General features: G+C 59.1%; 15 protein-coding genes. 13 read left to right on the top strand and 2 right to left on the bottom strand.

The window, feature by feature from the left end:
- Window positions 1-249 precede the first annotated feature (249 nt).
- Both GE107_RS07765 and GE107_RS07760 read right to left on the bottom strand, forming a co-directional pair.
- A complete protein-coding gene (locus GE107_RS07765; RefSeq protein ID WP_219639123.1) occupies window positions 250-1,272 on the bottom strand; it encodes an NADH:flavin oxidoreductase/NADH oxidase in 1,023 nt (340 codons plus the stop codon).
- A gap of 174 nt (window positions 1,273-1,446) precedes the next feature.
- Window positions 1,447-1,743: a hypothetical protein gene (locus GE107_RS07760; protein WP_219639122.1), complete on the bottom strand. Its 297-nt coding sequence runs from the start codon at window positions 1,741-1,743 to the stop codon at window positions 1,447-1,449.
- Between the two features lie 162 nt (window positions 1,744-1,905).
- Between GE107_RS07760 and upp the strand changes: the two genes are divergently transcribed.
- The 13 genes from upp (at window position 1,906) to GE107_RS07695 (ending at window position 12,985) form a co-directional block, all read left to right on the top strand.
- Complete coding sequence (gene upp / locus GE107_RS07755) at window positions 1,906-2,535, top strand: uracil phosphoribosyltransferase (RefSeq protein WP_219639121.1); 630 nt, start codon at window positions 1,906-1,908, stop codon at window positions 2,533-2,535.
- Between the two features lie 24 nt (window positions 2,536-2,559).
- Window positions 2,560-3,696, top strand: a complete 1,137-nt coding sequence (gene wecB / locus GE107_RS07750) for a non-hydrolyzing UDP-N-acetylglucosamine 2-epimerase (protein WP_370636302.1) — start codon at window positions 2,560-2,562, stop codon at window positions 3,694-3,696.
- Window positions 3,697-4,053: 357 nt separating this feature from the next.
- On the top strand, window positions 4,054-4,302 hold the full coding sequence (locus GE107_RS07745) for an AtpZ/AtpI family protein (protein ID WP_219639120.1): 249 nt from the start codon (window positions 4,054-4,056) through the stop codon (window positions 4,300-4,302).
- A 38-nt stretch (window positions 4,303-4,340) separates the two neighbouring features.
- On the top strand, window positions 4,341-4,715 hold the full coding sequence (locus tag GE107_RS07740; RefSeq protein ID WP_219639119.1) for an ATP synthase subunit I: 375 nt from the start codon (window positions 4,341-4,343) through the stop codon (window positions 4,713-4,715).
- A gap of 1 nt (window position 4,716) precedes the next feature.
- Entirely contained in the window at window positions 4,717-5,484 is a 768-nt protein-coding gene (gene atpB / locus GE107_RS07735) for a F0F1 ATP synthase subunit A (protein ID WP_219639118.1), read from the top strand.
- Window positions 5,485-5,519: 35 nt separating this feature from the next.
- Window positions 5,520-5,738 (top strand): F0F1 ATP synthase subunit C, encoded by a 219-nt coding sequence (atpE, locus tag GE107_RS07730; RefSeq protein ID WP_219639117.1) that lies wholly within the window; start codon window positions 5,520-5,522, stop codon window positions 5,736-5,738.
- A 105-nt stretch (window positions 5,739-5,843) separates the two neighbouring features.
- Window positions 5,844-6,329: a F0F1 ATP synthase subunit B gene (gene atpF, locus GE107_RS07725; RefSeq protein ID WP_219639116.1), complete on the top strand. Its 486-nt coding sequence runs from the start codon at window positions 5,844-5,846 to the stop codon at window positions 6,327-6,329.
- The gene (locus tag GE107_RS07720) at window positions 6,326-6,871 is read left to right on the top strand and encodes a F0F1 ATP synthase subunit delta (protein ID WP_219639115.1); all 546 of its coding nucleotides are present in this window, start codon (window positions 6,326-6,328) and stop codon (window positions 6,869-6,871) included. The genes atpF and GE107_RS07720 overlap by 4 nt, the downstream gene beginning before the upstream one ends.
- 72 nt (window positions 6,872-6,943) lie before the next feature.
- Window positions 6,944-8,458, top strand: a complete 1,515-nt coding sequence (gene atpA, locus GE107_RS07715; RefSeq protein WP_219639114.1) for a F0F1 ATP synthase subunit alpha — start codon at window positions 6,944-6,946, stop codon at window positions 8,456-8,458.
- Between the two features lie 65 nt (window positions 8,459-8,523).
- The gene (gene atpG / locus GE107_RS07710; RefSeq protein ID WP_304516722.1) at window positions 8,524-9,393 is read left to right on the top strand and encodes an ATP synthase F1 subunit gamma; all 870 of its coding nucleotides are present in this window, start codon (window positions 8,524-8,526) and stop codon (window positions 9,391-9,393) included.
- A gap of 112 nt (window positions 9,394-9,505) precedes the next feature.
- On the top strand, window positions 9,506-10,924 hold the full coding sequence (atpD, locus tag GE107_RS07705; protein WP_219639113.1) for a F0F1 ATP synthase subunit beta: 1,419 nt from the start codon (window positions 9,506-9,508) through the stop codon (window positions 10,922-10,924).
- 27 nt (window positions 10,925-10,951) lie between these two features.
- Window positions 10,952-11,353, top strand: a complete 402-nt coding sequence (locus tag GE107_RS07700; RefSeq protein WP_219639112.1) for a F0F1 ATP synthase subunit epsilon — start codon at window positions 10,952-10,954, stop codon at window positions 11,351-11,353.
- 645 nt (window positions 11,354-11,998) lie between these two features.
- Complete coding sequence (locus GE107_RS07695; RefSeq protein WP_219639367.1) at window positions 11,999-12,985, top strand: YpdA family putative bacillithiol disulfide reductase; 987 nt, start codon at window positions 11,999-12,001, stop codon at window positions 12,983-12,985.
- Window positions 12,986-13,274 lie beyond the last annotated feature (289 nt).

Genomic DNA, 13,274 nt, shown 5'->3' with positions numbered 1-13,274 from the left:
ACAGTTAATCCGTCTTATTTCCCTCAAAATCCGATGACTACAGACCAAAATGCAATTAGCGCAGCGAGTTTCGGCAGAAAAATGAAGCTTTGGCGAAAAATAAATGTATTTCAGCTCTTAGCGCTTCGAAAAACGGCAAATCGAGAAAATCTAGTTGTATTTATGCTCTGATCGGCAGAGCCGTCCGGGACGGCGAAAGCAAAAACCTCCCTCTGATCGAGAGGGAGGTTTTCGCATGAATCGGGCTTCTCAATATCCGCGCTGATACGGCTTGACCACGTCGGCTTTGCCGTCCAGCTTGCGCAGGGCGTCGACCGCCCAATACGGCTGGCGCAGCATCCCGCGACCGATCGCGACGAGGTCGGCGTCCCCGCCGGCGACGGCATGTTCGGCCAGGGCCGGATCGTCCAGCAGGCCGACGGCGATGACCGGCACGCCGACCTTCTCCTTGACCGCCCGCGCGAACGGGAGCTGGTAACCGGGGTAATTGCCGGGTTTCCGCGGGCCTGGCGGACCCCCTTCGCCGCCGGACGAGACGTCGAACAGATCGACGCCCGCGTCGCGATAGGCGAGGCACAGCTCAAGCGAGTGGTCGAGACCGTATCCGCCTTCCATGTACTCGACTGCCGAGATCCGCATCATAAGCGGCATATCGGCGGGCATCTCTTTTTTCACCGCGCGGATGACTTCGACGCCGAACTTCGCCAGGTCGGTTCCGAACGCGTCCGTCCGCTTGTTGATGCCCGGGGAATGGAACTGGTGGATGAGGTAGCCGTGCGCGCCGTGGAGCTCGATGGCGTCGACGCCCGCTTCCACGGCGCGGCGCGCGGCATCGGCGAACTTATCGACCATCTGCCAGGCTTCTTCCGTCGTGAGCGCCCGCGGTCTCTTCGCGTCGGGAGCGAACGGCTCGTCTCCCGGGCCGACGGGAACTTCCGCGTCCAGCGCTTTGCGCCCGGCGTGCGCGATTTGGATCGCCGCCTTGGCACCGTGACGATGGATTTCGTCGATGACGCGGCGGAAAGCGGGAATGTGCCCGTCCGACCACAAGCCGAGGTCGCGGTTCGAGATCCGCCCGTCCGGCTCGACGTCGGTCATTTCCATCATAATGAGGCCGGTGCCGCCGATGGCGCGCGAGGCGTAGTGGACGAAATGCCAGTCGTTCGGAGCTCCGTCTTCGGCATCGACGGAATATTGGCACATCGGGCTCATTACGATCCGGTTTTTCAGGTTCAGGCTTTTCAGCGAGAAGGGCTGGCCCAAACGGCTCATGCGAACGCCTCCTGACGCAAGGGGATAGGATATGTTCTCCATTTTACCGGAATCCAACCCCCACTGCAAAAAAGAAAGCCGCATCCGAAAATGAAGCGAAGTTGCAAACGGTCCGTTCTTCATTTCATGCCCAAAAAACAAAACCCGCCAAGGGCGGGCGGCCGAGCGCCGCGGCTAGATCAACAGCGTAATGGCGAGCAGATCGAACAGCACGAGCGGCAGGATGAAGCCGGCCGCCCAAGGGCCGAAGAAGCGCGTGTCCCTGGGCATCAGATACAAGTAGCTTCCGCTCGTTCCGACCACCGTTCCTTCGTAAACGTGCCCGTCGATCGTCTGCACGCGGACGAGGCGGTTCGAGCAACGGGCGCAAACGCGGCTCAGCTTCTCCCTTGCGGACCGGACTTGCTCGCACCAAGCGGAATCCGCCTGGTAAATCCGCGATTCGCCCTCTCTTGCCGGAGCAGGCTGCATAGGTATTCCTCCCTGTTATCGATGCTCCATGCTATGCGAATGTCCCGGATTCCGTGCGGATTCGGGGCCGGTTCGCAAGGTTCGGGAGACAATGCTATAATGAAGGGCAAGTAAAATCGACATCGCCGTGTTTTGGGGCAGAGAACGAGAGGGAGGAAAATCATGGGGCGACTCGTGATTTGCGATCATCCGCTGATTCAGCATAAAGTGACGATCATACGCGACAAGGAAACGAATACGAAGCAATTCCGCGAATTGGTGGACGAAGTGGCGATGCTCATGGCCTATGAGTTGACACGGGATCTCCCTCTGGAAGAGATTGCGGTACATACGCCGGTCGCGGAAGCCGTAGGGCGCCGCATTGCCGGCAGAACGATGGGGCTGGTGCCGATCCTGCGCGCGGGGCTGGGCATGGTGGACGGAGTGCTGCAAATCCTGCCTTCCGCGAAAGTGGGACACATCGGCATGTACCGGGACCACGATACGCTGCAGCCGGTCGAATACTACGTCAGCCTGCCGACGGATGTCGAGGAGCGGGAGCTGATCGTCATCGATCCGATGCTGGCCACGGGCGGGTCGGCGAACGCCGCGATCGACCTGCTTAAGAAGAGAGGCTGCCGGCCGACGAAGCTGATGTGCCTCATCGCCGCGCCGGAGGGCGTGAAGGCCGTCCAGGAGCGCCATCCCGACGTGGACATCTATTTAGCGGCGCTGGACGAGCGGCTGAACGAACACGGCTACATCGTGCCCGGTCTTGGAGACGCGGGCGACCGGCTGTACGGCACCAATTAGTTTGAGCGGAGGAGAGACCCCAACGTGAGCAAGATCAAGGTCATGACCGTATTCGGCACCCGTCCGGAAGCGGTGAAGATGGCGCCGCTCGTGCTCGAACTGCGCAAATATCCGGAGCAAATCGAACCGATTGTCTGCGTAACCGCGCAGCATCGCCAAATGCTGGACCAGGTGCTGGACTTTTTCAAGATCCGTCCCGATTACGATTTGAACGTGATGCAGCCCCGGCAGACGCTGACCGGCACGACCGTTCGCGTATTGGAGGGGCTCGAGCCCGTCCTCGCGGAATCGAAGCCCGACATCGTGCTCGTGCACGGGGACACCCAAACGTGTTTTCTGGCCAGCTACGCGGCATTCGTCCAGCAAATACAAGTCGGCCATGTCGAAGCGGGGCTTCGGACCTGGAACAAGCTGTCCCCGTACCCGGAGGAAATGAACCGTCAGCTCGCGGGCGTCCTCTCCGACGTCCACTTCGCGCCGACGGAATGGTCCGCGGGCAATCTGCTGAAGGAGAACAAGCCGGCGGACCGCATCTACGTGACGGGCAACACGGCAACGGACGTTTTCCAATATACGGTCGACCCGAGCTTCCGGCATCCCGTGCTCGATTGGGCGAAGGGCAAACGGATGATCCTGATGACCGCGCATCGCCGCGAAGCGATCGGGGAACCGCACCGCAACATTTTCCGCGCGGTGAAGCGGCTGGCCGACGAATTCGAGGACGTCGCCGTCGTGTACGCCGTGCATCCGAACCCGGCCGTGCGCGAGCCGGCGAATGAGATTCTCGGCGATCACCCCCGCGTGAAGCTGATCGAGCCGTTGGACGTTTTCGAGTTCCACAATTTCTATCCGCACGCTTTCATGATCATGACGGACTCGGGGGGGCTTCAGGAGGAAGCCCCGTCATTCGGAGTTCCGACGCTCGTCCTGCGCGATACGACGGAGCGGCCGGAGGGCATCGAGGCCGGCACGCTGGAGCTCGTCGGCACCGACGAAGAGAAGGTATACGGCCGGGCGCGGGCGCTGCTGACGGACAGCGCCGCTTACGAGCGGATGAGCAAAGCCGCGAATCCTTACGGGGACGGCCAAGCGTCCAAGCGCATCGTGCAAGCCATCCTTCATCATTTCGGCCGCGGGGACCGGCCGGATTCGTTCCGGTAAACCCGGTCCGCAGGAATGGGAACCTCTCCGCGCTTAAACGGCGGCGGATCGGGTTCCCTTTTTGCGTTTGGCGGCATGCGGGTTAAGAACCGATATATCCGAAACCTGGAAAACGATCCGCGGGAGGCGCGGCAGCGCGGCGGGAACATACAGCATACAGTGGAACTGTACGGTTCAAAAACCTCGGAAGTCTTGATCTGACAGGGGTTTCGGGCTTGTCCGTTCACACAATTTTTGAATTTGGTTTCATTGACAAACGTTGTAACCGAAAGATACAATAAAACGTGGAACATGGGGGAGAAAGGGCTTACTTGACAAGCCGTTTCGACGACATGGGCATCGAAGGAGCGAGTAAGGATGACGGACTCTCCGCACGGGTCCAAGCCGCCCCAAGACGAAAATCCGTGGAAAACCGCGGGCCTTGTCATGGGACTGGGAGTGGAATTCGCGGTATGCGTGGTGCTTGGCTGGTGGCTGGGAACGCTATATGACGACCGGAATGGAACCGATTACGGGTACTTGACCGGCGTCATCGCCGGACTGGTTGCCGGAATCGGCACCGCCGTGACGACGATCCGCAAGTTCTCGGGGAAACGGAGACCGTGATGAACGACTTGCCTTCTTTGATGCGGAGAAACGCGCGCATGACGCTATTTTTTTTGTCCTTGGGTTGCTTGGGTTGGGCGTTCCGCCCCGATTGGAAGCCGGTTTTCGGAGGTTTCCTCATGGGCGTGGCCGGAGGCTTCCTCGTTTCCTTGCACCTGGCTTGGAAGGTTTCGGCCATCGCGGCGAGAGCCGCGGGCGGGCAGCGCAGCCGATTCGGCATGTTCGGCTTCGTGTCCCGCGCCGCCATCGGCGTGCTGGCGGCCGTGATTTCCGTCCGCTACCTGGAGTTTAATCTCCCGGCGACGGCGGCCGGTTTATTAGCGGGGCCGTTGGTCACACTGATATTGGGATTATCAGCCATAAGCCGCCAAACCGGCGGTCACGCCTCCGATGAAAGGGGTGAGAAGCAATAAGATGGAACATTTAGCTCCGTTGCTTAACCTCGGCGGATTCAGATTGGACTTGTCCGCCCTGTTCATGATCGTCCTGTCGAGCCTTGTCGTCCTTATTTTGTGCCGGCTGGCCGTGCGGAATCTGTCGGTGGAGAACCCCGGCAAGCTCCAGAACTTCCTGGAGTGGGTCGTCGAATTCGTTCAGGGCATCATCGGACAAGCGATGGATTTCAAGAAAGGCAAACCTTACTTGGCCCTCGGCTTGACGCTGATTCTGTACATTTTCGTGTCCAACATGCTAGGCCTGCCGATCGGGATCGTCACGGAAGCGCACGATGCGGACCATGCAACATTCTTCGGCATGCATTTGTTCGTTACGGGCGAGCATGAGCATCTGGCCTTCACTTGGTGGAAGTCGCCGACGGCGGATGCCTCGATGACCATGGCTCTGGCTTTGATCGTCATCGTCCTGTCGCACGTGCAAGGCTTGCGCCACAACACCAAGCACTACTTGCAGCACTATACGCACAACCCGAATGTCGTTTTCTTACCGATCCACTTGATCGAAATCGTCTCCAAGCCTCTGACGCTCGGCTTGCGTCTATTCGGCAATATTTTCGCGGGCGAGGTCATGATCGGCGTCATTCTCGGCATGGGCTGGGTCGGCATTCCGGCGATGCTGCTGTGGCAAGGATTCAGTATTTTCGTAGGCGCGATCCAATCGTTCGTATTCACCATGCTCACGATGGTTTACATCTCTCAAGCCATCGTTCATGAAGAAAGCCATTAAAATCTACAAACCCATTTTCGAGGAGGATTTACACAATGGAAATTTACGGCATGTTGGCAGCAGGTATCGTATTCGGTCTGGGCGCCCTGGGCGCAGGTATCGGCAACGGTCTGATCTTCAGCAAAACGGTAGAAGGCATCTCCCGTCAGCCGGAACTTCGCGGCACCCTGACGGCTACCGCGTTCATCGGCGTCGGTCTGGTAGAAGCCATGCCGATCATCGCGCTCGTCCTTGCTTTCATGTGGTCGGCGTAACCATCAATAAACTGCAGGGCGCGGAGTGCCACTTGCCTCCTCGCCTTCCTTTTGCCATTAACCCGAGCAAGATGAGTTCAGCCGTGTGAAAGGAGTGAAGTTCCGTTGAATTTCTTATGGGAAAATTTCCTGATCCAGTTGGTCGCCTTCGCGGTCCTGTTCTTCCTGCTTCAGCGTTACGCCTTCAAGCCATTGTTCGGAGTCATGGAGAAACGCCGCCAGATGGTCCTGGAACAGATGGAGAACGCGCAGAAGAACCGCGATGAAGCGAACCAATATATCGAAGAGCAGAAGCAAGCCCTGCAACAAGCCCGCAAGGAAGCTTACGACATCATCGAGCAAGCGAAGTCGACGGGCTCCAAGCAAGCGGACGAAATTCTCGCGGCTGCACGCAGCGAAGCGAGCCGCTTGAAAGAAGAAGCGCTTCGCGACATCGAGAGCGAGAAGAACAAGGCGGTCGCCGCGCTCAAGGCGCAAGTCAGCGGCCTGTCCGTCCTGATCGCTTCCAAGATCATCGAGAAGCAAGTCGATGAGCAAACCCAGCAGCAGCTGGTCGAACAATATCTCCAAGAGGTAGGGAACAAGTCATGAGCCGGGGGACGGTCGTAGCGCGGCGCTATGCCAAGGCGCTGTTCGAGCTGGCCCGCGAACAAGGGCTTGTGGCGGAAACGGAAACCCAATTGCAAGCGATCGTGGAAGCGACCGGCAAAGACGCGGAAATCCGCGCTTTCCTGGCCGCTCCGGGCATTACGGCGGAGAGCAAGGTGAAGGCGATTCAAGCCGCATTCGGCGGTAAAGCGTCCTCCATCGTCCTGAATACGATCAGCCTGCTGATCGAACGCGGACGCCAGAGCGAGATCGCCTCCTTGCTCGATGCCTATCGCATCGTGTCGGGCAGCGTCCTGGGACGCGCCGACGCGCTCGTGACTTCGGCCAAGCCGTTGTCCGAGGAATACAAGAGCAAGCTGGCCGCCCAATTCGGCGCGCTGACCGGCAAAACCGTACGCGTAGAAAACGTCGTCGATGCAGAGCTGCTTGGCGGGCTTACCGTCCGCATCGGGGATACCTTGTACGACGGAAGCCTTCGCGGCAAGCTGGATCGGCTTTCCAAGCAATTGCAAACGTCCGTGTAATATATCAACGACAACCGGCAGCGGCGAGCCGCTGGCCAGCGGTTGCGTCGTAGGAAACAGGGGTGAAACGAGTTGAGTATTCGGCCTGAAGAGATCAGCACGCTGATCAAACAGCAAATCCAGAATTACCAATCCGATATCCAAGTCGTTGACGTCGGTACCGTCATTCAAGTCGGTGACGGGATTGCCCGCGTCCACGGTCTGGAAAAATGTATGGCCGGCGAACTCCTCGAGTTCGAAGGCGGCGTCGTAGGCATGGCCCTCAACCTCGAGGAAGACAATGTCGGCGTCGTTATCATGGGTCCGTACACGAATATCAAAGAAGGCGGCCAGGTCAAACGCACCGGCCGCATCATGGAAGTGCCGGTTGGCGAAGCAATGCTGGGCCGCGTCGTCAACGCGCTCGGCCAACCGATTGACGGCAACGGCCCGATCGCCACGACCGCGTTCCGTCCGATCGAGTCCCCGGCCCCGGGCGTTATGGCCCGTAAATCCGTACACGAGCCGATGCAGACCGGCATCAAGGCGATCGACTCGATGATCCCGATCGGCCGCGGCCAACGGGAGCTCATCATCGGCGACCGCCAAACGGGCAAAACCCAAATCGCGATCGACACGATCGTGAACCAGAAGGGCAACGGCGTGAAATGTATTTACGTCGCGATCGGCCAGAAGCAGTCGACCGTCCGCGGCGTCGTCGAAACGCTCCGCAAAGCGGGCGCTCTCGACTACACCATCGTCGTGTCCGCCAGCGCGTCCGAACCGGCACCGCTGCTGTTCCTGGCGCCGTACGCGGGCTGCGCGATGGGCGAGTACTTCATGTACAAAGGCGAGCACGTTCTCGTCATCTACGACGACTTGACCAAACAAGCCGCGGCATACCGCGAGCTGTCCCTGCTGCTCCGCCGTCCTCCGGGCCGCGAAGCTTATCCGGGCGACGTTTTCTATCTCCACTCCCGTCTGCTCGAGCGCGCGGCGAAGCTGAACGACGAGCTCGGCGGCGGTTCCTTGACCGCGCTGCCGTTCATCGAGACGCAAGCGGGCGACGTATCGGCTTACATTCCGACGAACGTTATCTCCATCACGGACGGCCAGATCTTCCTGGAAGCCGACCTGTTCTACTCCGGCCAACGTCCGGCGGTTAACGTAGGGATTTCCGTTTCCCGCGTCGGAAGCTCCGCGCAGATCAAGGCGATGAAGAAGGTTGCGGGCACGCTCAAGCTTGACCTGGCCCAATACCGTGAGCTCGCGGCGTTCGCGCAGTTCGGCTCCGACCTCGACAAGGTGACGCAAGCGCGCCTCAACCGCGGCGTGCGCACCCTGGAAATCCTGAAACAAGGCATCAACCAGCCGCTTCCGGTTGAGCGCCAAGTCGTATCGCTGTTCATCGTCACGAGAGGCCACACCGACGACATTCCGGTACAGGACGTCCGCCGTTTCGAAGCGGAATTCCTGAGCTACCTGGATGCCAACCGTCCGGAAATCTACGCGTCGATCCGCGATACGAAAGACCTGACTTCCGATAACGAGAAAGCGCTCGTGGAAGCGATCGGTGCGTTCAAAAAAGGTTTTGCCGTAACGGCTTAAGACGCGATACAGGCGGCCGGGACCGTCCGATGGGGGGCGGCCCGGCAATAAGGTGGTGATTTGGATTGGCTAAAGGCATGCGCGAAATCAAACGCTCGATCAAGAGCAAGCAGAACATGAAGCAGATCACCAAGGCGATGGAGATGGTGTCGGCCGCCAAGCTGAAGCGCGCCCAGAACGCGGCGCTCGCTTCCCGGCCCTACGCCGACAAGCTCCGCGAGGTGGTGTTCAGCATCGCGGGCGGCTCCGGCAGCGTGAAGCATCCGATGCTTCAGACCCGCGAGGTCAAGCGCACGGCCTACCTGGTGATCACTTCGGACCGCGGGCTCGCAGGCGGACTCAACACCAACCTGCTCCGCAAGCTGCTGATTACGATTCGCGAGAAGCATAGCTCGCAAGATCAATATTCGGTCTTCGTCATCGGGCGCAAAGGCCGCGACTTCTTGCGGAGACGGAATATCCCGATCGCGCAGGAAGTGACCGGGATGACCGACTCTCCTACGTTCGCGGACGTGAAACCGATCGCGGCTGCCGCCGTCCAGGGATTCGAGAACGGAACGTACGACGAGCTGGTTCTCGTCTACAACGAATTCCGCAATGCCATCACGCAAATCCCGACGCTGCAGAAGCTGCTCCCGCTCGACGCGAGCGAGCTCGGCGGCGCCGGCGGCGCGAAGGCGGACTACGAATACGAGCCGTCCGCGGAGGAAGTGCTTCAAGTGCTGCTTCCCAAATACGCGGAGACTTTGGTGTTCAGCGCGCTGCTCGACAACAAGGCGAGCGAGCACGGGGCTCGGATGACGGCGATGGGCAACGCGACGAAGAACGCCTCGAAGATGATTCAGCAACTCACGCTGACCTACAACCGCGCGCGCCAAGCGGCGATCACACAGGAAATCGCGGAAATCGTCGGCGGCGCCAACGCGCAGCAATAAAGGATTAGAAGGCAGGCAGTATATGGGATCCCAAATAAGGAATCAGCATCCGCTTCCGTATGCCCGGGGATGAGATGGCTTCTTATTTGGGAAATGTCAAGGAGGGAAAAGCATGAGCAAGGGACGCGTCATTCAGATTACGGGTCCGGTCGTCGACATCGAATTCGACCACGGCCATCTGCCCGAGATCCTGAATGCAATCCGAATTGAGCATAAAGCGCAAAACGCCAACGAACGCGACATCAACCTGACGGTAGAAGTCGCGACTCACTTGGGCGACAACCTGGTCCGCGCGGTTGCCATGTCATCCACGGACGGTCTCGTTCGCGGCATGGAAGCCGTGGATACGGGCGCTCCGATCACGATTGCGGTCGGACCGGTTACGCTGGGACGGGTATTCAACGTGCTGGGCGAGCCGATCGACAACGCAGGTGAACCGGACAAATCGAAAACGTATCCGATCCACCGTTCCGCTCCGACGTTCGAGAACCTCTCGACGCAGACGGAAATGCTGGAAACGGGCATCAAGGTCGTCGACCTGATCGCTCCTTACACCAAGGGCGGCAAAATCGGCCTCTTCGGCGGCGCCGGCGTAGGCAAAACCGTCTTGATGCAGGAGCTCATCCACAACATCGCATCCGAGCACGGCGGTATCTCCGTATTCGCCGGGGTAGGCGAGCGTACCCGCGAAGGGAACGATCTCTACCACGAAATGGCGGAGTCCGGCGTTATCTCCAAGCTGGCGATGGTATTCGGACAAATGAACGAACCGCCGGGAGCGCGTCTGCGCGTCGCCCTGACGGGCCTGACGATGGCCGAGTATTTCCGCGACGAAGAAGGCCGCGACGTGCTGCTGTTCGTAGACAACATCTTCCGCTTCACGCAAGCGGGCTCGGAAGTATCCGCGCTTCTCGGCCGGATGCCGTCCGCGGTAGGTTACCAGCCGACGCTGGCTACCGAGATGGGGCAGCTGCAAGAGCGCATCACCTCGACCAAAAAAGGTTCGATCACGTCGATCCAGGCCATCTACGTGCCCGCGGACGACTATACCGACCCGGCTCCGGCCACCGCGTTCGCTCACTTGGACGCGACGACCAACCTGGAGCGTAACATCGCGGCGATGGGGATTTTCCCGGCGGTCGACCCGCTGGCGTCCTCTTCCCGGATTCTGGCGCCCGAAATCTTGGGCGAAGAGCACTACAACGTCGCGCAAGGCATCAAGCGTCTGCTGCAGCGCTACAAAGAGCTTCTCGACATCATCGCCATCCTCGGGATGGACGAATTGTCCGAGGAAGACAAGCTCGTCGTTCACCGCGCGCGCCGCGTTCAGCTGTTCCTTTCGCAGCCGCTGCACGTCGCCGAAGCCTTCAACGGCATCCCGGGCGTTTACGTACCGGTTAAAGAAACGATCCGCAGCTTCAAAGAGATCCTCGAAGGGAAGCATGACGATCTCCCGGAACCGGCTTTCCACAACGTCGGCGTAATCGAAGACGCCGTCGAGAAAGCCAAAAAGCTCGCTGCTGCGGTTTAATCCGCCGCCGGCCAGGGAGGAATCGAAATGAGCACCCTACGACTCGAAATCGTCACGCCGGAACGCAAGGTTTACGAGAAAGACGTGAACATGGTCGTCGTGAAGGGCGTTGCGGGTGAGCTCGGGATTCTGCCGAACCACATTCCGCTCGTCACGCCGCTCAAGATCGCGCCCGTGAAAGCCAAGATCGACGGCAAGGACGAATACATGGCCGTCCATGGCGGCTTCATGGAAGTCCGCAAGGACAAAGTCGTGATCCTGGCGGAAGCGGCCGAGCAAGGCCAGGACATCGACGTAATCCGGGCCCGCCAGGCCAAGGAACGCGCCGAGCGCCGCTTGGCCGACCGCTCGACCGAGATCGACCACAAGCGCGCGGAGCTCGCTCTGCAGCGCGCGCTCAGCCGGATCACGGCCGCCGGCGGCGAATAAGCTGTTAGGCGGGAAAGCCCGCAGCACGGCCCCCTCGGGGGTTTGCGCTGCGGGCTTTTTGCGTGCGTGGGGCGAGCGGTGGATGGTGCTGTGTGCGCCAATTAGGCGAGTTTTAAGAGTGTCATTCCGAAAGGTGAGGGCTCATTGGTATAAAGAGCATAAGAGTGACGGAGGGACATTGTTTTCGCGGCTTGACGTGAGAATGCGAGGAATAGTGGCGGAGGGACATTATTATGGCGGGTTGGCGGGACATTGCGTGGGGGTAGTGACTGAGGTACATTATTTTGGCGGTATGGCGGGACAATGCTTGGGATAGTGACGGAAGGACATTATTTTGGCGGGTTGGTGGGAGAATGCGAGGAATAGTGGCGGAAAGACATAATTTTGGCGGGTTGGCGGGACGTTGCAAGGGATCGTGACGGAGGGACATTATTTTGGCGGGTTGGCGGGAGAATGCGAGGGATAGTGTCAGAGAGACATTATTTTGGCGTTTTGGCGGGATAAAGAGCGGAATCGTGACGGAGAGACATTATTTTGGCGGGTTGGCGGGACAAAGTGCCTCCTCCTCCTTTTGCTTCCCGACCAGCGTTGAAGTAAAATTTACAGAATAGAAAAAGCACGAACAGGGAGTGCGAGAACGTGAGGATCGAGGATGTCGTTGTCATCGGGGCCGGGCCGTGCGGATTGTCGGCCGCCGCGGAGCTGCAGGATAAGGGGTTCGATCCGCTCGTCATCGAGAAGGAGAACATCGTCCATTCCATCACATGTTACCCGACGAATATGCAGTTTTTCAGTACGCCGGCGCTGCTGGAGATTGCGGGTGTTCCATTTATTACCCCGCACGATAAGCCGTCCAGGCTTGAAGCGCTTCATTATTACCGCATCGTCTCCGAGCGGCGCAACATGCGGATTCGCAGGTACGAGAAAGTGACGGCCGTGGAACGGACGGAGGACGGGGCGTTTATCGTACGGTCCGTCCGGCGCAGCGGAGAAGCGTTGGAGACGAGGGCTCAAGCGGTCGTCGTGGCCACGGGTTATTTCGATCATCCGAACCGGATCGGCATTCCGGGAGAGGAGCTTCCGCACGTGACGCATTTTTTCCGCGAATCGCATCCGTACGCCGGCATGCGGGCCGTGGTCATCGGCGGCAGCAATTCCGCGGTGGATGCCGCGCTGGAGCTGGAACGCGTCGGAGCCAAGGTGACGGTAGTTTACCGAGGAGAATCGGTCTCCGCGAACATTAAACCGTGGGTACGGCCGATCTTCGACAGCATGGTGAGCAAGGGGAGAATCGAGCTCAGGCTCCAATCTCGTGTGATCGCGATTCGTACGGATGAGGTAACCATTCAAACCGCCCGCAACACCGAACAACTCGGGTGCGATTTTGTGCTCGCCCTGACGGGTTTCCGACCGGATCGCGGCTTTCTGCGTGCGATGGGCGTCCAAGCGCCGGATGGGGATATCCCCCCGACTCATGACCCCGATACGATGGAGACGAACGTTCCCGGTTTGTATTTGGCGGGAGTCGTGTCCACGGGGAGGGACGCGAACGAGATCTTTATCGAAAGCGGCCGCTTTCACGGGCGCAAAATCGCGGAACATCTCGTGGCGAAGCGTGATCGGGAAGGTTAGAAAAAAAGAATAGTGGGAAAACCTCCCATTAATCACTTCAGTAAGAGGTCCTGGATCAATTAGTTGGAAAACCTCCCACTAATATTTGCTATAAGGACGGTATTTCGGAGAATGCGTGTATTTAATGGTGAGTTTTCCCACAAATATCGTTCAAATCGACTCATCGACGCAATTTAATGGGAGGTTTTCCCTTTAAATGGAATGGAAGCCTTCGGTAGCGTAGTCTTCAGGGCTAACCATAGGGACAATCCAGACTCACGCAGACTCAAACAGACTCACCCAGACTCAC

Source organism: Cohnella sp. CFH 77786 (assembly GCF_019400745.1).
In the GTDB taxonomy this organism is placed as follows: Bacteria; Bacillota; Bacilli; order Paenibacillales; family Paenibacillaceae; genus Cohnella.
The sequence above is the reverse complement of the archived record's forward strand: the minus strand, read 5'-3'. Positions and strand labels throughout refer to the sequence as shown.